This window comes from Streptomyces sp. HUAS MG56 (assembly GCF_058673395.1).
On record NZ_CM178722.1, the window covers coordinates 9,493,075 to 9,515,334 of the forward strand.

Annotated in this window: 2 protein-coding genes and 1 pseudogene; all 3 read left to right on the forward strand. The window is 73.4% G+C overall.

Features of this window, described 5'->3' with window-relative positions; translation table 11 throughout:
• Positions 1–13 precede the first annotated feature (13 nt).
• Positions 14–10,861 (forward strand): type I polyketide synthase, encoded by a 10,848-nt coding sequence (locus tag AC4OXY_RS43405; RefSeq protein ID WP_491992467.1) that lies wholly within the window; start codon positions 14–16, stop codon positions 10,859–10,861.
• A 122-nt stretch (positions 10,862–10,983) separates the two neighbouring features.
• Complete coding sequence (locus tag AC4OXY_RS43410) at positions 10,984–11,844, forward strand: 1,4-dihydroxy-6-naphtoate synthase (protein ID WP_402069104.1); 861 nt, start codon at positions 10,984–10,986, stop codon at positions 11,842–11,844.
• Between the two features lie 326 nt (positions 11,845–12,170).
• A pseudogene (locus AC4OXY_RS43415) lies at positions 12,171–22,208 on the forward strand (type I polyketide synthase); the annotation flags it as partial.
• Positions 22,209–22,260 lie beyond the last annotated feature (52 nt).

Genomic DNA, 22,260 nt, shown 5'->3' on the forward strand with positions numbered 1-22,260 from the left:
CGGGTGACACGACATGACCGATGAGGACAAGCTCCTCGGCTACCTGAAGAAGGTCACGGCCGACCTCCACCAGACGCGGCAGCGCCTGGCCGCGGCCGAGGCACACCAGCACGAACCCCTGGCGATCGTCGCCATGGGCTGCCGATTCCCCGGCGGTGTCAACGACCCCGACGACCTGTGGCGGCTGCTCGACGACGGCACCGACGCCATGACCGACTGGCCGCGCGACCGCGGCTGGGACATCGACGCCCTGTACGACCCGACCCCGGGCACGCCCGGCCGCAGCTACACCCGCACCGGCGGATTCATCGACCGCGTCGGCGACTTCGACGCCGGGTTCTTCGGCATCTCGCCGCGCGAATCCGTCGGCACCGATCCGCAGCAGCGCATCCTGCTGGAGATCTGCTGGGAGGCCCTGGAGCGCGCCGGGCTCGACCCGCTCGCCCTGCGCGGCAGCCGCACCGGCGTGTTCTGCGGCACCAACCTTCAGGACTACACCACCCTGCTCAGCCTGTCCGACAACGCGGGCGACGACGGGGTGGGCAACGCGTCCAGCGTGCTGTCCGGCCGGATCTCCTACACCCTCGGCCTCGAAGGCCCCGCCGTCTCCGTCGACACCGCCTGCTCCTCCTCCCTGGTCACCCTCCACCTGGCGGCGCAGGCCCTGCGCGCGGGGGAGTGCGACCTCGCCCTCGCCGGCGGCGTCACCATCATGTCGACGCCCACGATCTTCCTGGAGTTCAGCCGCCAGCGCGGCCTGTCGCCGGACGGCCGCTGCCGCGCGTTCGCCGACACCGCCGACGGCACCGCCTGGGGCGAGGGCGCCGGAATGCTCGTCGTCGAACGGCTCTCCGACGCCCGCCGCAACGGACATCCCGTCCTCGCCGTCCTGCGCGGCTCGGCCGTCAACCAGGACGGCGCGTCCAACGGCCTCACCGCCCCCAACGGGCCCTCCCAGGAACGCGTCATCTGGCAGGCGCTGAACAGCGCGCAGCTCGCCCCCGCCGACGTCGACGCCGTCGAGGCGCACGGCACCGGCACCACCCTCGGCGACCCCATCGAGGCCCAGGCCCTGCTCGCCACCTACGGCCAGGACCGGCCCGCGGACCGGCCGCTGCTGCTCGGCTCGGTGAAGTCGAACATCGGCCACACCCAGGCCGCGGCCGGCGTCGCCGGCATCATCAAGACGGTCCTCGCGCTGCGCGCGGGCCGGCTGCCCGCCACGCTCCACGTCGACCGGCCCAGCCGGCACGTCGACTGGTCCGCCGGCAACATCGAACTGCTCACCGAAGCCCGCGCCTGGCCGGCCGTCGGCGACCGGCCGCGCCGCGCCGGCGTGTCCTCCTTCGGCGTCAGCGGCACCAACGCCCACGTCATCCTCGAACAGGCCCCGCCCGCCGCACAGGACGACACCACCGAACCGCGCGAGGCTCCCCGCCCGCGCGCCTTCGCCGTCTCCGGCCGCACCGCGGCCGCCCTGCGCGACCAGGCACGCCGGCTCGCCGCCCACCTGCGCTCCGCCCCGGACGGCGGGCCGCACCCCGCCGACCTCGCCTGGTCCCTCGCGGGCACCCGGTCCGCCCTAGAACACCGCGCCGTCGTCGTCGCCGCCGACCACGACGTGCTCCTGCGCGGCCTGACCGCCCTGGCCGACGCCGCCCCCGACCCCGCCGTGGTGCGCGGCGTCGCCGACACCGAGGGCGACCCGGTCTTCCTCTTCCCCGGCCAGGGCCCCCAGTGGGAGGGCATGGCCACCGAACTCCTCGACACGGACGCCCGGTTCCGCGCCTTCTTCGACGAAGCCGCCGCCGCCGTCGAGGAGTTCACCGACTACCGCGTCCTGGACGTCCTGCGCGGCACCCCGGGCGCCCCGCCCCTGGAACGGCTCGACGTCGTCCAGCCCACCCTCTTCGTCGTCTGCGTCGCCCTCGCCCGACTGTGGATGGCGTGCGGGGTCCGCCCCGCCGCGGTCGCCGGACAGAGCCAGGGCGAGATCGCCGCCGCCCACATCGCCGGCGTCCTCACCCTCCAGGACGCGGCCCGCGTCGTCGTCGCCCGCTCCCGCGAGCTGACCGCCATCACCGGCCGCGGCGGCATGGTCGCCGTACCCCTGCCGCTCGCCGAGGTCGAGCGGCTCATCGCCCCCTACGACGGCCGGATCTCCGTCGGCTCCGTCACCGGCCCGCGCTCCGTCACCGTCTCCGGCGACGCCGAGCCGCTCGCCGCCCTGCTGGCCCGCCTCACCGACGACGGCATCCGCGCACGCCGCGTCCCCGTGGACTACGCCTCCCACTGCGCCCAGGTCGAGGAGGTCCGCGACGCCCTGCTCGCCGGATTCGCCCCGGTGCGCCCGCGCCCCGCCGAGATCCCCTTCCACTCCACGGTCACCGGGGCACGCATCGAGGACACCACCACGCTCGACGCCGCCTACTGGTACGACAACATCCGCCGCACCGTCCGCTTCGAGAGCACGGTGCGCGCCCTCGCCGACGCCGGACAGCGCGTCTTCGTCGAGATGGCCCCGCACCCCGTGGTCACCACCGCCGTCGGAGACATCCTCGACGACCTCGGCATCACCGACGGCGCCGTCCTCGGCACCCTGCGCCGCTCCGAAGGCGGGACCGAACGCTTCCTGCAGTCCGTGGCCGGCCTCGCCGTCCGCGGCGGCTCCGTGGACTGGGAAGCCGTCCACGACGAGCCCGCACACCGCGTCGACCTGCCCGTCTACGCCTTCCAACGCCGCCGCTACTGGCCCGCGTTCACCACCGTCGCGACCCCGCGGACCACCGACGGCGCGGACGCCCCGTTCTGGCAGGCCGTCGAATCCGGCGACCACGCCACGCTCGCCGAAGCGCTCGGCCTCGACACACAGACCGCGGCCACCCTGGCCCCCGCCCTCGCCGGCTACCGGCGCCGCGGCGCCGACCGCGCCACCGCCGACCGCTGGCGCTACCGCATCACCTGGCACCCGCTGCAGGACCCGACGGCCCCCTCCCTCACCGGCCGCTGGACCCTCGTCGTCCCCCGCGGCCACGAGAACGGACCCGAGGCCACCGCGGTCCGGGCCGCCCTGACCCGCGCGGGCGCCGACTGCGTCCCCGTGACCGTCGACGGCCACCTCGACCGCACCGGCCTCGCCGCCGCACTGGCCGACGCGACCGACGGCGCCCGCGGCGTGCTGTCCCTGCTCGCCCTGGACGACAGCCCGCACCCCCGGCACCCCCAGCTGCCCGGCGGGTTCGCCACCACCGTCGCCCTCGTGCAGACGCTGGACGACCTGGGCACCCGGCTGCCCGTGTGGTTCCTCACCCGCGGCGCCGTCGCCACCCGCTCCGGCACCGCCCCGACCGCCCCGGCCCAGGCACTCGTCTGGGGCTTCGGCCGGGTCGTCGCCCTGGAACAGGCCGACTGCTGGGGCGGCCTGATCGACCTGCCCGACCAGCTCGACGCCCGCACCGCCGACCGCGTCGCCGCCGTCCTCGCCCGCACCGACCACGAGGACCAGGTCGCCGTACGCCCCACCGGCGTCCTCGGCCGCCGACTGGAGCGCGCCGCCGTCGGCGGACTGCCCGGCCGCCGCCAGTGGCGTCCGCAGGGCACCGTCCTCGTCACCGGCGGCACCGGCGCCCTCGGCCGCCACGTGGCCCGCTGGCTCGCCCGCGCGGGAGCCCCGCACCTCCTCCTCGTCAGCCGCTCAGGCCCCGACGCGGAAGGCGCCGCCGAACTGCTCGCCGAACTGAACGCCGCCGGTACCCACGCCGAACTCGTCGCCCGCGACATAGCCGACCCCGCGGACCTCGCCGCACTCCTGGCCACCATCCCCGAGGAACGCCCCCTCACCGCCGTCTTCCACACCGCCGCGGTCCTCGACGACGGCGTCATCGGCTCGCTCACACCCGAACGCCTCGCCGAGGTCCTGCGGGTCAAGGTGGGCGGCGCGCTGAACCTCGACGCCGCCACCCGCGACCTGGACCTCTCCGCGTTCGTGCTGTTCTCCTCCTCCTCGGGCGTCTTCGGCAGCCCCGGACACGGCAACTACGCCCCCGGCAACGCCTACCTCGACGCCCTCGCCGAGGACCGCCGCTCCCGCGGCCTGCCCGCCACGGCGGTCGCCTGGAGCGGCTGGGCCGACGGAGGCATGGCGGCCGGCACCGTCGGCGAGCGCCTCCAGCGCCACGGCGTCCGCCTCATGGACCCCGCCGTCGCCGTCACCGCCCTCCAGGACGCCCTCGACCAGGACGACACCGCACTCGTCGTCACCGACATCGACTGGGAGGTGTTCGGCGCCGAACTCGACAAGGGCCGGCCACGCCGCCTCTACGCCCAACTCCCGGACCTGGAACAGCTGCGCGCCCGCCGCGCAGCCGCCCCGACCGCCTCCGGCGCCGACGAGAACGACCTGATGGCCACCATCGCCGCCCTCGGGGACGCCGAACGGCGCCACGCGCTGCTCGAACTGGTCCGCGGACACATCGCGTACGTCCTCAACCACCCCAGTCCCGACGACGTCGAACCCGCCCGGGCCTTCCGGGAACTCGGCTTCGACTCCCTCACCGCCGTCGAGCTGCGCAACACGCTCGGCGAGGCGACCGGCATGCGGCTGCCCGCCACCCTCGTCTACGACTACCCCACGCCCGCGGCCCTGGCCGAACACCTCGGCGAGCAGCTCGCCCCGGCGGGCCCCGCCGCCTCCGCCGGTGCCGTCACCGTCACCCGCCGGGACACGGCCGAGGACCCGGTCGTGATCGTCGGCATGGCCTGCCGCTTCCCCGGCGGAGCGGACACCCCGGAGCGGTTCTGGCGGCTCCTGGCCGACGGGACCGACGCCATGGGCCCCTTCCCGACGGACCGGGACTGGGACCTGGCCGGACTCTACGACCCCGAACCGGGTACGGCGGGCCGCACCTCCACGCTCACCGGTGGCTTCCTCGACGGCTTCGCCGACTTCGACCCCGGCGTCTTCGCCATCTCGCCCCGCGAAGCCCTGGCCATGGACCCGCAGCAGCGGCTCCTGCTGGAGGTCGCCTGGGAGACGTTCGAGCGGGCGGGCATCGATCCGCGGTCGCTGCGCGGCAGCCGGACCGGTGTGTTCGCCGGCACCAACTACCAGGACTACACCTCCCGTCCGCTCGCACCGGGCGACGAGGTCGGCGCCCACCTGGGCACGGGCAACTCCGCCGCCGTCCTGTCGGGCCGCGTGTCCTACACCTTCGGGCTGGAGGGCCCCGCGGTCACCGTCGACACCGCCTGCTCGTCCTCGCTCGTCGCCCTCCACCTCGCGGCACAGGCGCTGCGCACCGGGGAGTGCGACCTGGCCCTGGCGGGCGGCGTCACCGTGATGTCCACGCCCGGTCTGTTCGTGGATTTCAGTCGTCAGCAGGGGTTGGCGGCGGATGGTCGGTGCAAGGCGTTTGCGGATGGGGCGGATGGTACGGGGTTCTCGGAGGGTGGTGGTCTGCTGTTGGTGGAGCGGTTGTCGGATGCGCGGCGTCTGGGGCATCCGGTGTTGGCGGTGGTGGCGGGTTCGGCGGTGAATCAGGACGGTGCGTCGAACGGGTTGAGTGCGCCGAACGGTCCGTCGCAGCAGCGGGTGATCCGGGCCGCGTTGGCGGATGCGGGTGTGTCTGCGGCTGAGGTGGATGTGGTGGAGGCGCATGGTACGGGGACGCGGTTGGGTGATCCGATCGAGGCGCAGGCGCTGTTGGCCACGTACGGGCGGGAGCGTGCGGGGGAGGGGCCGTTGTGGTTGGGGTCGGTGAAGTCGAATGTGGGTCACACGCAGGCGGGTGCGGGTGTGGCGGGTGTGATGAAGATGGTGCTGGCGATGCGTCATGGTGTGTTGCCGGCGACGTTGCATGTGGATGAGCCGTCGTCGCATGTGGACTGGTCGGCGGGTGCGGTGGAGTTGCTGACGCGGGCGCGTGTGTGGCCGCGGGCGGGGGAGCGTCCGCGGCGTGCGGGTGTGTCCTCGTTCGGTATCAGCGGGACCAACGCGCATGTGATCCTGGAGGATGTGACCGGCGAACCGGTTGCCGGTGACACTTCTGTCGTCCCGGTCGCGGACGGTTCGTACGTTCCCTGGGTCGTCACCGCACGCAGCCGGGACGCCCTGCGCGCCCAGGCCGCCCGTCTGCTCGACCACGTCACAGAGCACCCCGAAGTCGACCTCGCCGACACCGCGTTGGCGCTGGCGACCACCCGGACACCGTTCCCCCGGCGCGCCGTCCTCGTCGGCGCCGACCGCGACGGGCTCACCGCCCAACTCGCGGCGCTGGCCCAGGGCGTGCCGCTGCCCGGCACGGTCACCGGCACCGCACGCGGCAACGGCCGCACGGCGTTCCTCTTCACCGGGCAGGGCGCCCAGCGTCCGGGCATGGGCCGCGAACTGCACGCCGCCCACCCGGTGTTCGCGCACACCTTCGACGCCGTGTGCGAGCGCGTTCCCGGACTGCGCGAGGTGGTCCTGGGCGACGACGCCGAGCTGCTGAACCGCACCGAGCACGCCCAGCCCGCGCTGTTCGCCTTCGAAGTCGCCCTGTACCGGCTGCTGGAGTCGTGGGGCGTACGCCCGGACCTCGTCGCCGGACACTCCATCGGCGAGATCGCCGCCGCCCACGTCGCCGGGGTCTTCTCCCTCGACGACGCCTGCGCCCTGGTCGCCGCCCGCGGCCGCCTCATGCAGGCGCTCCCGTCCGGCGGTGCGATGGCGTCGATCCGGGCCGGCGAGGAGGAGGTGCTGCCGCTCCTCGCCGGACACGAGCACGAAGTCGGCATCGCCGCCCTCAACGGGCCCGCCGCGACCGTCGTCTCCGGTACGCAGGAGGCCGTCGCCCGGATCTGCGAGCACTTCTCGGCGGCCGGCCGGCGCACCACCCGGCTGCGGGTCAGCCACGCCTTCCACTCCCCGCTGATGGACCCGGTGCTCGACGACTTCCGGGCCGTCGCCACCGGCATCACCTACAACGAGCCGAACCTGCCCGTCGTCTCCGCCCTGACCGGCCGGACGGCGGACACCGGCCGGCTCACCGACCCCGAGTACTGGGTACGGCACGTGCGTGAGCCGGTCCGCTTCCACGACTGCGTGACCCAGCTGTACGGCCTCGGCGCCCGCCGCTTCCTGGAGGTCGGCCCGGACGGCCCGCTCACCACGCTCGCCGAGTCGGCCCTGGCCGAGACGGAGTCCGCCGCCGCGGACGAGCCGGTGCTCGTGGCCGCCGTCCTGCGGGACAAGCCCGAGACCGACTGCCTGCTCCGGGCCGTCGGCACCCTGTTCGCACACGGCACCGACCTCGACTGGGCGGCGCTCCTGCCCGGCGCCCGCACCACGCACCTGCCCACCTACGCCTTCCAGCGGCAGCGGTTCTGGCTGCCGACCGCGGCACCCGCCGGGGATCCCGGCGCGGCCGGACTGCGCGCGGCGCAGCACCCGTTCCTCGCGGCCGAGATCGCCCGCGCCGGCTCGGACGACCTCCTGTTCACCGGACGGCTGTCCCTGCGCAGCCACCCCTGGCTCGCCGACCACACCGTCCTCGGCCAGGTCATCCTGCCCGCCACCGGATACCTCGACCTCGCCGTGCACGTGGGCGACCGCACCGGCTGCGGCCACCTGAGCGAACTCACCCTGCTCCGCCCGCTCGTCGTGCCCGCCGAAGGCGCCGTGGACCTCCACGTCACCGTCGACGCCGCCGCCGACGACGGACGGCGTGCCTTCGCCGTGTGGTCGCGGCCCGGGACGGGCGACGGGGACTGGCAGCGGCACGCCCAGGGCACCCTCGCCCCGCAACCCCCGTCCGTACCGGCCGACGACCTGACCGCGTGGCCCCCGCCGAACGCCTCCGTCGTCTCCGAGCAGGACCCCTACGCGGCCTTCGCCGCCGCGGGCTTCACGTACGGGCCGAGCTTCCAGGGCCTCGGCACCGTGTGGGAGCGCGACGACGAGATGTACGCCGAGGTCGCGCTGCCGGAGCCGTACCGGCAGGACGCCGCACGGCACGTGCTGCACCCGGCGCTGCTCGACGCGGCCGTCCAGACACTCCTGGTGGCACGGCCCGGCAGGGGCGACGACGACGAGGCCGCGGCGCCCATGCTGCCGTTCGCCTGGACGGGACTGACCGTGCACGCCACCGGCGCGACCGCGCTCCGGGTGCGCCTGACCCCGGCCGACCACGACCACGGCTACCGGGTCCTGGTCACCGACACCAGCGGGCGGGCCGTCGCCACCGCCGACGCCATCACCCTGCGCACGGTGGCCGCCGCCCCGGCCGCCGAGCCGGACCGGCCCGAACTGCTGCGCCTGGACTGGCAGGAGAGCCGCCCGGCCCCCGAGCCGCCCGCCGCGCGCACGGCGCGCTGGATCGTCCTCGGCGAGGGCGACGACCGGGTGGCCGCCGCCCTCGACGCGGCCGGCGTACACCTGGAGACCTACGCCGACCTCGAAGCCCTCGGCAAGGCCGTCGACACCGGCATGACCATGCCCGAGGTGGTCATCGTCGCTGCCGAGCCGCGCCACCCCGACGGCCACGGCATGCCCGAGGCGGTCCGCGGCCACCTGTCCCGCGCCCACGAGCTGATGTGCGGCTGGCTCGCCGACGAGCGGTACGCCGACGCCCGGCTGGTGTTCGTCACCCGCTCCGCGGTGACCGCCGGCCAGGACACCGACGCCCCCGGCGTGGTCCTGCCGGACGTGACCGGTGCCGCCCTGTGGGGCCTGGTACGCGCCGCACAGGCCGAACACCCCGGCCGGTTCCAGCTGGTGGACCTGTCCGGCGACACCGAGGGCGACGACGCGGCGTCGGCCGCCGCCATCGCCTCCGGGCGCCCGCACAGCGCCGTCCGCGCCGAACAGGTCCTGCACCCCGACGCCGCACCCGCCGCCACGGGCGCCACGCCGGACCTCGCGGCGGGAACGGTGCTCGTCACCGGCGCCACCGGCACCCTCGGCCGGGCGGTCGCCCGCCACCTGGTCACCCGGCACGGCGTGCGCTCCCTGCTGCTCGCCGGGCGGCGCGGCCCCGCCGCCGACGGCGCGGACACCCTCGTCGCCGAGCTGACCGAACTGGGCGCCCGAGTCCGGCTGGAGGCCTGTGACGTCGCCGAACGGGCCGACGTGGAGCGGCTGTTGACCCGGCTGCCCGCCGACGCCCCGCTGACCGGAGTGATCCACGCGGCCGGTGTCACCGACGACGCCGTCCTCACCGCGCTCGACGGCGCCCGCTTCGACACGGTGCTGCGCCCGAAGGCGGACGGAGCCTGGCACCTGCACCACGCCACGACGGCCCACAACCCGGCGGCGTTCGTGCTGTTCTCCTCGGCGGCGGGCACCTTCGGCGCTCCCGGCCAGGCCAACTACGCCGCGGCGAACGCCTTCCTCGACGGCCTCGCCGCCCTCAGGCGCTCACTCGGCCTGCCCGCGGCCTCCGTCGCCTGGGGACTGTGGGGCGACTCCAGCGGCATGACCGCCCGCCTGTCACAGGCGGACCGCGGCCGACTGGCCCGCGGCGGCCTGCGCCCCCTGACCACCGAGGACGCCCTGGCCCTCCTCGACGACGCCCTCACCACCACCGATCCCGCGGTGATCGCCGTCGCCACCGGCGCGGGCCGGGCCGGGGTCCGGTCGATGCTGCGGCCGGCCACCGCGACGGCACGGCGCCGGACCGTGGCCGGCCCGTCCGCGGCGGCCGCCCCGTCGCTCCTGGCCGGACGCACCCCCGACGAGGGCCGCGCCCTGCTGCTCGGCCTGGTGCGCGACCTCGCCGCCACCGTGCTCGGACACGCGAGCGCGGACGAGGTGGAGCCCGACCGGCTCTTCACCGAGCAGGGCTTCGACTCCCTCACCGTGGTCGAACTCCGCAACCACCTCGCCACCGCCACCGGCCTGAAACTGGCGCCGACCCTGCTGTTCGACCACGCCACCCCCGAAGCCCTCGCCGCCCATCTGCACACCAGGCTCGGCGAGCAGGCCGCCCAGGCCCAGGACACCGGCCGGCCGGGGCCGGCCGCGGGCACGCCCGACATCCGCGCCGAGGACACCCTCGGCGGACTGTTCAAGCAGGCCTGCCTCGACGGCCGCGTCGACGACGGCTTCACCCTGCTCCAGGCGGCGGCCGGACTGCGCCCCACCTTCACCGCACCGGACGAACTGCCCGCCCTGCCCGGCGCGATCCGGCTCTCCGCCGGTGACACCGCCGCACCGCTGGTCTGCTTCAGCTCCTACGTCGCCCTCGCCGGAGTCCACCAGTACGCCCGGTTCGCCTCCGCCTTCCGCGGCCGGCGCGACGTCTGGGCCCTGCCCACCCAGGGCTTCGGCACCGGAGAGCCGCTGCCGGCCACCCACGACGCCATCGCCGACCTGCACGCCGACGCCGTGCACCGCACCGTGGGAGACACCCCGCCGGTCCTGCTCGGCTCGTCCTCCGGCGGTGTCCTCGCCCTGTCCGCCGCCCGGCGGATGCAGGAGCGCGGCGCCGCACCGGCCGCCGTCGTCCTGCTCGACACCTACATGCCGCGCGCCGACTCCCCGTTCCTGCGCTTCTCCCAGCAGATGCTGGCCGGCATGTTCGAACGGGAGTCCCTGTTCGCGCACATGGACTCCGACCGGCTCACCGCGATGAGCTGGTACGTCGCGATGATCGGGGAATGGGAGCCGGGCCCCCTGGAGTGCCCCGTGCTGCTGGTGCGCTCCAGCGAGCCCCCCGTACCCGCGGAACCCGGTGCGGAGATGCGGCCCGAGGAGTGGCAGACCTCCTGGCGCCGGGCCCACACCGTCCTCGACGTCCCCGGCAACCACTTCACGATGATGGAGGACCACGCCCGCTCCACCGCCGAGGCCACCGACGCCTGGCTCACCGGCCGAGGCGCCTGACCGGCACCCCGGTCCCGCGCCCAGGGCCCTGCCCCTCCTGACGGTGGGCAGGGCCCTCGCGCCGGCGACGGCTCCGCCGAGGGCACCGCCACCCCACCACGGACACGAAGGAAGGATCCGCCATGACGGCACCGCTGACCCTCGCGCACTCGCCCTGCCCCAACGACACGTTCGTCTTCCACGCCTGGACCGAGGGACTGCTCCCCGACGCCCCCGGGACACGGCTCACCCTGGCCGACATCGACGTCACCAACGGCCTCGCCCAGAAAGGCGAGTTCGACGTCCTGAAGGTCTCCTACGGCGTCCTGCCGCACATCCTGGACGACTACGCGCTGCTGCCCTGCGGCGGCGCGCTCGGCCGCGGCTGCGGCCCCCTCCTCCTGGTCGCCGAGCCCACCGAACCGGCCGCCCTCGCCGGCGCCCGCGTCGCGGTGCCCAGCACCACGTCCACGGCCTACCTGCTGTTCCGGCTGTGGGCGGCCGACGCGATACCGGGCGGCGTCGGCGAGGTCGTCGTCCTGCCCTTCCACGAGATCATGCCCGCCGTCCGGGACGGCGCCGTCGACGCCGGACTCGTCATCCACGAAGCCCGGTTCACCTACGGCCGCTACGGCCTGCACTGCGCGGCCGACATGGGCGAGGAGTGGGAGAAGCACACCGCACTGCCCATCCCGCTCGGCGCCATCGTCGCCCGCCGCTCCCTGGGCGAACCCCTGCTGCGCAGCCTCACCCACGCCGTACGCGCCTCCGTCCGCGCGGCCTGGAGCGACCCCGACGCCTCCCGCGCCTACGTCCTTCGGCACGCCCAGGAGATGGAGCCGGACGTCGTCGACCAGCACATCGGCCTGTACGTCAACGAGTTCACCGCCGACCTCGGGACCGAGGGGCTGGACGCCGTACGCACCCTCCTCGACCGCTCGGCCGAACTCGGCCTGCTGCCGAGTGCCGCCGACGGCGCACTGGACACGATCCTCCACCTCTGAGCGACGGCGCCCGCCGCCGACCCCGGCGACAGCCGGACCCCGGCCGCCCCGGCAACGCTAGAAGTTCTCTTAGAGCCCCCCGCCCACGGCCCGAAAGAGGCGGCGCGCTTCCCATAATCGGCCCAGGGGACCGGCCCGGCACCGGGAGCGCCGCGGCCGGTCCCCGCGAGGCCACCGGGCGACCCGCCCGCCCCTCACCCGGCCCCGGCACCCCGTGGTGCCGGGGCCAACCCGATGCCCCACGCCCCACGGCGGGCCAGCGCGCCCGCCGCCGAAGGGAGACCGATTCCGTGAGCGAGGACAGGCTGCGCGAATTCCTGACCCGTGTCTCCACCGACCTCCAGCGCACCCGCACCCGGCTGCGCCAGGTCGAGGGCAGGGCCACGGAACCGATCGCCGTCGTGTCCATGAGCTGCCGCTACCCCGGCGGGGTCACCACCCCCGAGGATCTGTGGCACCTCGTCGACACGGGCACCGACGGCATCTCCGCCTTCCCGGACAACCGAGGCTGGGACCTCGACGCCCTCTACGACCCCGACCCCGCCCACGCCGGCACCTCCTACACCCGGGAAGGCGGCTTCCTTCACGACGCCGCCGACTTCGACCCCGCCTTCTTCGGCATGTCACCGCGCGAGGCCCTCGCCACCGACCCCCAGCAGCGCCTCCTCCTCGAAACCGTCTGGGAATCCCTGGAGCGCGCCGGCCTGCGCCCGGCCGACCTGCGCGGCAGCGCCACCGGCGTGTTCGCCGGAGTCATGTACAACGACTACGCCACCCGGTTCCCGGAGCCGCCCCCCGGCGTCGAGGGCTACCTCGGCAACGGCAGCGCCGCGAGCATCGCCTCGGGCCGCGTCTCCTACACCTTCGGCTTCGAGGGCCCCGCCGTCACGGTGGACACCGCCTGCTCCTCCTCCCTCGTCGCCCTCCACCTCGCGGTGCAGTCCCTGCGCCAGGGCGAGTGCGACCTCGCCCTGGCCGGTGGAGTCGCCTTCATGTCGACCCCGGTCACCTTCCTGGAGTTCAGCCGACAGCGCGGACTCGCGCCCGACGGCCGCTGCAAGTCCTTCGCCGACGCCACCGACGGCACCGGCTGGGGCGAGGGCGCGGGCGTCCTCCTCCTCGAACGCCTCTCCGACGCCCGCCGCAACGGCCATCCCGTGCTCGCGGTCGTCCGCGGCTCCGCCGTCAACCAGGACGGCGCGAGCAGCGGCCTCACCGCCCCCAACGGCCCCTCCCAGCAGCGCGTCATCCGCCAGGCGCTGGCCTCCGCCGGACTCGCCCCGGCCGACGTCGACGCCGTCGAGGCGCACGGCACCGGCACCACCCTCGGCGACCCCATCGAGGCCCAGGCGCTCCTGGCGACCTACGGCCAGGACCGCGCCGCGGACCGCCCGCTCTGGCTCGGTTCGCTGAAATCCAACATCGGCCACACCCAGGCCGCCGCCGGCGTCGGCGGAATCATCAAGATGGTCATGGCCCTGCGCCATGCCCGACTGCCCCGCACCCTGCACGTCGACATCCCCACGACCAAGGTCGACTGGACCGAGGGCAACGTACGCCTCCTCACCGAACCGGTTGCCTGGCCGCCCACCGACCGGCCCCGCCGCGTCGGCGTCTCCGCGTTCGGCGTCTCCGGCACCAATGCCCACGTCATCCTGGAAGAGACCCCGCCGACCGAGGCCGAGACGACCGGCGCGGCAGAACCGGAAGACACCGCCCCGACCGCCGAACCCACACCGCCGCCGGTCGTCCCCTGGACCCTCTCCGCCCGCACCGCCGACGCCCTGAGGGCCCAGGCCACCGCCCTGCTCGACCACCTCGCCACGCACCCGGACACGGACGACCTCGCCGTCGCCCGCACACTGACCCTCGGTCGCTCCCTGTTCGAACACCGCGCCGTCGTCCTCGGCACCGACCGCGACACCCTCACCGCAGGCCTCAACACCCTTGTCGACAAAGGCACATCGCCCGACGTCATCACCGCGACCGCCCGACGCGGCGGCAAGACGGCGTTCCTGTTCTCGGGTCAGGGTGCGCAGCGGTTGGGGATGGGGCGTGAGTTGTACGAGAGCTTCCCGGTGTTCGCGGAGGCTTTCGACGCGGTGTGTGCTTACGTGGGCGCGGAGTTGCGTGATGTGGTCTTCGGGGAGGACGCGGGGCGGCTGGATCGTACGGAGTGGACGCAGCCCGCGTTGTTCGCGGTCGAGGTGGCGTTGTTCCGGCTGGTGGAGTCGTTCGAGGTGCGTCCGGATGTCCTGATCGGGCATTCGATCGGTGAGATCGCTGCCGCGCATGTGGCGGGTGTGTTGTCGCTGGAGGATGCCTGCGCTCTGGTGGTGGCTCGTGGCCGGCTGATGCAGGAGTTGCCTGCTGGTGGTGTGATGGTGGCGGTGGAGGCTGCCGAGGACGAGGTGCTGCCTCTGCTGGAGGGCCGTGCGGGTGAGGTGTCGATCGCAGCGGTCAACGGCCCCCGGGCGGTGGTGATCGCCGGTGTCGAGACCGCTGTCGAGCCCGTCGTTCGAGAGCTCAAGAAGCAGGGTCGGCGTACGTCGCGTCTGCGGGTCTCGCACGCCTTCCACTCGCCGTTGATGGAGCCGATGCTCGACGCGTTCCGTGACGTGGCGGTGGACATCAGTTACGGCACTACGTCGATCCCGGTCGTGTCGAACGTGACCGGACGCCTCGCCGCAGACGGCGAGTTGGCGTCGGCCGACTACTGGGTACGGCATGTCCGTGAGGCCGTCCGCTTCGCCGACGGGGTGAGCGCACTCGCGGCGCAGGGCGTGACACGTTTCCTGGAGATCGGCCCTGACGGCACCCTCACCGCGCTCGCACGCACCGCTCTCGGAGACGGCGGCGAAGACGCTCTGTTCGTTCCGACGCTCCGCAAGGACCGGGACGAACCTCACACGACGCTGGCGGCGCTGGCCGCGCTGCACGCGTCCGGCAGGCACGTCGACTGGAACGTACTCCTGCCCGACACGTACGGGTGGGCGCAGCTGCCCACGTACCCCTTCCAGCGGCAGCGCTACTGGCTCGATCCCGTCGCGGACCGTGCCGGACGCCGAGGAGAACACCCACTGCTCTCGGCCGGAATCGGCCTCGCCGACTCCACCACCGTGGTGGCCACGGGACGTCTCTCCCCGCGCATCCAGCCCTGGCTCGGCGACCTCGCCACCGGCGGCGGCTCCCTCGTGGCCGCCTCCGTCCTCACCGACCTGGCTCTCCACACCGGACGCACCCTCGGCGCCCACCACCTCGCCGAACTGCGCGTCGACACGCCGCTGCCGCTCCCCACGACCGGCGAGATCGAGATCCAGACGGTCACCGAGGCGGTCCCCGGCGAGCAGCGCTGGACCTTCGCCCTGTACGCACGGCCGTACGACCCGGACGCCGGCCCGTCCGACGGCGCCCAGCCCTGGACCCGCCACGCCCACGGCACGCTGGTCGGCGGCCTCGAAGATCCGGCCGGTACGGAACCCGACGCCGACGCCGCCGGCATGGCCTGGCCTCCGCCCGGGGCCGTGCCGGTCGACCCGGACGAGGTGTACGCAAACCTGGACCTGCCCGGCTCACAGGTGCTGACAGCAGCCTGGCGCCGGGGAGACGAGGTCTTCGCCGAGGCCGCCCTGCCGGAGACGGCGGAGGCCGAGGCCGCCAGGTTCGCCGTGCACCCCGCCCTCCTGGACTGCGCCCTGCTCATGCTCACGGCAGCCGGCCGGCCCGTGCCGCATCTCGTGAACTGGTCCGGGCTCACCCTGCACGCGCGTGCCGCCGCGAGCGTGCGTCTGCACATCGTTGCGCGCTCGACGACGGAATGCGAACTCCGGCTGCTCGACGGCACAGGCGTCCCCGTGCTGACCGCCTCGACGGTCACCGTGCTGCCCTTCGACATGGACCGGCTCCCCGGTTCCGTCCAGGGCCGCGGCAGCGACCTCTACACCGTCACCTGGACCGCTGCCGACTCCGGCAGCGAGCGGGAGCCGCTCGGGACCTCGGCCCAGTGGAGCCCGGACGAGCTCCAGGCCGCCCTGTCAGCCACCTCGGACACCCCGCACGCCGACCTGGTCGTCGTTCCCTGGCACACGGCCCACACCGAAAGCGACGCCGGACTCGTGCCCGACGTGCACGCCGCGGCGCAGCGAGCACTCTCCCTCGTTCAGCAGTGGCTCACCGACGCTCGCGCCGACCAGTCACGTCTGCTGCTGCTCACGCGTGGCGCGGTCGCCGCGCGCCCCGGCGAGAGCGTCACCGACCTGCCCGCCGCGACCGTGCGCGGACTGCTGAAGTCGGCCGCGTCGGAGAACCCCGGACGGATCCTGCTCCTCGACAGCGACACGACTCCCACCGAGGACCAGCTCAGCGCTGCGACACGCCACGAGAGCGACGAACTCGCCCTCCGCTACGGGAAGTTGCTCGCACCGAGACTCGCCCTGGCCACGCCCGTCGGACAGGGACCCACCGCACCCGCCTTCCCCGGCTTCCCCGCTTTCCCCGAGGACCGGACCGTACTCGTGACGGGCGGTACCGGAACCGTGGGCTCCGCCACCGCCCGGCACCTGGCGACCCGGCACGGCGTACGGCACCTGCTGCTCGTCACCCGGCGCGGCCCGCAGACACCGGGCGCGGCCGAACTGGTCGACGAACTCGCCGCCCTCGGCGCCCGAGCCACCGTCGTGAGCTGCGACGCGGCCGACCGGGACGCCCTCGCCGACGTCCTCCGCGACATCTCACCCGAGCACCCGCTGGGCGCCGTGGTCCATGCCGCCGGCACGCTGGACGACGGCGTCGTGACCTCCCTCACCCCTGAGCGACTCGCCTCGGTGCTGCGATCCAAGATCGACGCGGCGGTCCACCTCCACGAACTCACCCAGCACCTCGATCTGTCGGCGTTCGTGCTGTACTCCTCGGCCGCCGCCACCTTCGCCGGGCCCGGGCAGGGCAACTACGTCGCCGCGAACGCCTTCCTCGACGCCTTCGCCACCCGGCTGCGCGCGGACGGGCGCCCGGCGGTGTCCATGGCCTGGGGCCTGTGGGCGGCCGACAGCGCCATGACCAGCGCGCTCGCCGACGCTGCGCAGGGCCGCGCCACCCGCAACGGCATCGGCGCGCTGCCCACCGACGACGCCCTCGCCCTCTTCGACCGCGCCCTGACCCACACCGACGGCCCACCACTCCCGCTCCGCCTGGACCGCGCCGCACTGCGCCGGGCCGCCGACCGGCTGCCCCCGCTGCTGCGTTCCCTCACGGGTCGCCGTACTCTGCGCGAGGCCGCGTCAGCGGCACACCCCGTCGCCTCCCCGCTGGGTCTGCTCGCCCTGCCCGAGTCCGGCCGCCGGGAGGCGGTGAACACCCTCGTGCGGACCACTCTGGCCGGCGTGCTCGGACACGCTTCCGACACCCGGATCCGCCCCGACACGCCGTTCACCCAGCTGGGCCTCGATTCCCTGACCGCGCTGGAACTGCGCAACGCCCTCAGCCACGCGACCGGCGTACGCCTGCCCGCGACCCTGGTCTTCGACCACCCCACGCTCGAAGCGGTCACGGAACTCCTCCTGACCGAACTCACGCCGACCACAGGCCCGTTCACCCGGACGGGCTTCACCGCCGTCGGCCTCTCCGAGTCCGCCGCGCTCGCCGACGATCCCATCGCGATCATCGGCATGGGCTGCCGCTTCCCGGGCGGCGTGGAGACCCCCGAACAGTTCTGGGAACTCCTCGTGCAGGGCGAGGACGCCATCGGCGCCTTCCCCACCGACCGTGGCTGGGACAACCTCACCACCTTCGACGACCTGAACGGCACCGGCACCGGCACATCGACGTACACCCGACAGGGTGGGTTCCTGTCGGGTGTGGGTGGTTTTGATGCGGGGTTCTTCGGGGTGTCGCCGCGTGAGGCGTTGGCGATGGATCCGCAGCAGCGGTTGTTGTTGGAGACGTCGTGGGAGGCGGTGGAGCGGGCGGGGATGGATCCTCGGTCGTTGCGGGGGAGTCGTACGGGTGTGTTCGCGGGGACGAACGGTCAGGATTATCCGGCGTTGTTGGGTTTGTCGGAGGGTGACTTCGGGGGGTATGTCGGTACGGGTAATGCGGCGAGTGTGGCGTCGGGCCGGGTGTCGTACGTGCTGGGTCTGGAGGGTCCGGCGGTGACGGTCGACACGGCTTGCTCGTCCTCGTTGGTGGCGCTGCATCTGGCGGCGCAGTCCCTGCGCGCGGGCGAGTGCTCGAAGGCCCTTGTCGCGGGCGTCACCGTGATGTCAACTCCGTCTGCTTTCGAGGAGTTCGGTCGTCAGGGTGGTCTGGCGGGTGATGGTCGGTGCAAGGCGTTCGCGGAGGAGGCGGATGGTACCGGCTGGGGTGAGGGTGTGGGTGTGCTGCTGGTGGAGCGGCTGTCGGATGCTGTTGCGGCGGGTCGTCGTGTGTTGGCGGTGGTGCGGGGTTCGGCGGTGAATCAGGATGGTGCGTCGAATGGTCTGACGGCTCCGAACGGTCCGTCGCAGCAGCGGGTGATCCGGGCTGCGCTTGAGGCGGCGGGTGTGTCGGCGGCTGATGTGGATGTGGTGGAGGCGCACGGTACGGGGACGAAGTTGGGTGACCCGATCGAGGCCCAGGCGCTGCTCGCCACGTACGGGCAGGGGCGTGAGGGTGAGCGTCCGTTGTGGCTGGGGTCGGTGAAGTCGAACATCGGTCACACCCAGGCGGCTGCGGGTGTGGCTGGTGTGATCAAGATGGTGGAGGCGTTGCGGCATGGTGTGTTGCCGGCGACGTTGCATGTGGGTGAGCCGTCCACGCATGTCGATTGGTCGGCGGGGGACGTACGCCTGCTGACCGAGCGGCAGTTGTGGATGGGGGATGCCGGGCGGGTGCGGCGTGCGGGTGTGTCGTCGTTCGGGCTCAGCGGTACGAATGCGCACGTCATCCTGGAGCAGGCACCCGAAGAGACGGTGGAGGTGGACGAGGGGCCGAGTTTGCCGGTGGTGCCGTGGGTGCTGTCGGGGCGCACTCCTGACGCCCTGCGCTCCCAAGCCACCCGCCTGCATGCCTACGCGCAGACGAACATCGACCTCACACCCGCCGCTGTGGCGAGCGCTCTGGTCACCACCCGGACGCCCTTCGAGTACCGGGCCGTCATCCACGGCCGTGATCGTGCGGAACTGCTGGCCGGCCTCAACTGCCTGGCCGTCGGAGATCCCGCGGCGAACCTGGTACAGGCCACGGCAGCGGACTCCGGCAAGACGGCGTTCCTGTTCTCGGGTCAGGGTGCGCAGCGGTTGGGGATGGGGCGTGAGTTGTACGAGGCGTTCCCGGTGTTCGCGGACGCCTTCGACGCCGTGTGCGTATGTGTGGGCGCGGAGTTGCGTGATGTGGTCTTCGGGGAGGATGCGGGGAGGCTGGATCGTACGGAGTGGACGCAGCCCGCGTTGTTCGCGGTCGAGGTGGCGTTGTTCCGTCTGCTTGAGTCGTTCGGGGTACGTCCGGACTTCCTGATCGGGCACTCGATCGGTGAGATCGCTGCCGCGCATGTGGCGGGTGTGTTGTCGCTGGAGGACGCCTGCGCTCTGGTGGTGGCTCGTGGCCGGCTGATGCAGGAACTGCCCGTCGGCGGTGTGATGGTGGCGGTGGAAGCCGCCGAGGACGAGGTGCTGCCTCTGCTGGAGGGCCGTGCGGGTGAGGTGTCGATCGCCGCGGTCAACGGTCCTCGGGCGGTGGTGATCGCGGGTGCCGAGTCGGCAGTGGTCGAGGTTGCGGAGGAGCTGAAGGCGCAGGGTCGGCGTACGTCGCGTCTGCGGGTCTCGCATGCGTTCCACTCGCCGTTGATGGAGCCGATGCTCGACGCGTTCCGTCGCGTCGCGGAGGGCATCGGGTACGGCACCGCGTCGATCCCGGTCGTCTCGAACGTGACCGGACGCCTCGCCGCGGATGGCGAGTTGGCGTCGCCCGACTACTGGGTACGGCACGTCCGTGAGGCGGTCCGTTTCGCCGATGGCGTGGCTGCGCTGGCCGCCGAGGGTGTGACGCGTTTCCTGGAGATCGGACCTGACGGCACCCTCACCGCCCTCGCGCAGAGCTGCGTTCCGGATGACGACGCCGGTGACGCCCTGTTCGTACCGATGCTCCGCAAGGACAGGAGCGAGGTGGAGACCGTCGTCGTGTGCGTCGCCGCCGGATACACAGCGGGCGTCTTCGTCGACTGGACGGCGGTGCTCGGTCAGCACTCCACGGTCGATGTCGACCTGCCGACCTACGCCTTCCAGCGTGAGCGGTTCTGGCCGCAGACCAAGCGCAGCGAGGTCGTGCGCGACGTCGAACTCTGGGAGCCGACCGAACCCGAGGAAGCACGCGAGCTGGCGGACAGCCTGAACGTGGGCGAGGACGTCGTCCAGAAGGTGCTGGCAGGGCTCGCGACCCGGCGTCGGGACCGCATCGTGCGCGCCGAGGTGGACGGCTGGCAGTACCGCGTCGACTGGCAAGAGGTCACTCTTACGCCGGGTGTCGGCCGCTCCGGGCCGTGGCTGGTGCTCCACTCGGCGGGGCAGTCGGCTCATCTGGAGACCATCACCGCCGCTCTGCCCGAACACCTGCTTCTGTCCCTCCCCGACGAGCCGGACCGTGCGGAACTCGCGCGAGCCGTCGCCACCGCCGTTCCGGGCACGCGGCTCGCCGGAGTCGTCGTCCTGTGCGACACGGTCGTGCAGGCGCTCGTCGCCACCCAGGCGACAGGTGACGCGGAAGTCGACGGGCCCGTCTGGCTGGTGACCCGAGGAGCGGTCCGTATCGACCACCTGGAGGACGACGGTCCGCTGCGCGCCGAGCAGGCGGCCGTCTGGGGACTGGGACGTGTGGCCGCGTTGGAGCACCCCGACCGTTGGGGCGGCCTTGTCGATCTGCCGGAGGTGCCGGACGAGGACACCGCCGGACTCCTCGCGTCGGCACTCACGTCCTCCGTGGAGGATCAACTCGCCCTCCGCGACGGCCGGATCCATGCCCGCAGGCTCAGGCAGGAGCCGGCGCGGCAGCCCACGGACCAGGGCTGGAAGCCCGGAGGGAAGGTCCTGGTCACCGGTGGCACGGGTGCTCTCGGCGCACATGTCGCGCGCTGGCTCGTCCGGCGTGGGGCCACCGACCTGGTCCTCACCAGCCGCCAGGGAGCCGGCGCACCCGGCGCCGACGAACTCGTCGCAGACCTGCGCGACTTGGGAGCGCAACACGTGAGCCTGGAGGCCTGCGACGTGTCCGACCGGACAGCGGTCGCCGACCTGCTCTCGCGCCACCGTGTCAGTGCGGTCTTCCATGCCGCGGGCGTCCCCGACTACAAGCCCTTCGACGCTGTCGACGCCGCTCATGTGTCGCGGGTGGTGGGGGCGAAGGGGTGGGGTGCGGTGTATTTGGATGAGTTGACGCGTGGTTGGGATTTGAGTGCGTTTGTGGTGTTTTCTTCGGTGGCGGGTGTGTGGGGGAGTGGGGGGCAGGGGGCGTATGCGGCGGCGAATGCGTGGGCGGATGCGGTGGTGGAGTCGCGTCGGTGTCGTGGTGTGGTGGGTGTGTCGGTGGGGTGGGGTCCGTGGTCGGGTGGGGGGATGGTGTCGGGTGAGGGTGCGGTGGAGTTGGGGCGTCGTGGGTTGCGGGTGATGGATCCGGGGCGGGCGTTGGTGGGGTTGGGTTCGGTGTTGGAGGGTGGGGGTGGTTCGGTGGTGGTGGCTGATGTGGAGTGGGGGCGTTTCGTTCCGGCGTTCACCAGTCGTCGTCCCAGCCCCCTGCTCGCCGACCTCACCGGCTCCACCGGTACCGAGGCCGTCGAGGAGAAGACGACCGAGGACGCCCGCGCCGTCCTGACCGCCCGCTTGGCACAGCGACCCGAGAAGGAGCGGCTGCGCGCGTTGCGGGAACTGGTCCGCGAGCGGGCGGGTGTGGTGCTCGGCCGCTCCTCAGGCTCCGCCCTGGACCTCAACCGCCCCTTCAAGGACGTGGGTTTCGACTCCCTCACCGCCGTCGAACTGCGAAACCAGATCCATGCCGAGACCGGACTACGGCTGCCGTCGACCCTGGTCTTCGACCACCCGACCCCACGTCACCTCGCCGATCACCTCCATGGCGAGCTGTTCGGTCAGTCGCCGGCCAGGGAGACGGGGCCCGGCACGGGTCTGCGGGCGGCGGGGAGCGACGAAGAGACATTCCGCAGTGCGCTGGCCGCGATTCCCTTCTCCCGTTGGGAGGAGAGCGGCCTGCTGACAGCCGTGCTGTCCCTGGCGGACAGCGGCACGCTCGATCAGTCGCAGAAGGCGGACGAACCCGTACCCGGCGCGATCGAGGCCATGGACGTCGACGCACTCGTTCAACTGGCCTTGGGCGACTCCGCATCCTGAAACACCGTCCCGCCGCACCACCGCCACGACCTCCCGTCCGCCCGCGAACGGG

Coding starts and splice junctions, on each gene's coding strand:
- AC4OXY_RS43405 (WP_491992467.1), top strand. CDS start 14: ATGACCGATGAGGACAAGCTCCTCGGCTACCTGAAGAAGGTCACGGCC.
- AC4OXY_RS43410 (WP_402069104.1), top strand. CDS start 10,984: ATGACGGCACCGCTGACCCTCGCGCACTCGCCCTGCCCCAACGACACG.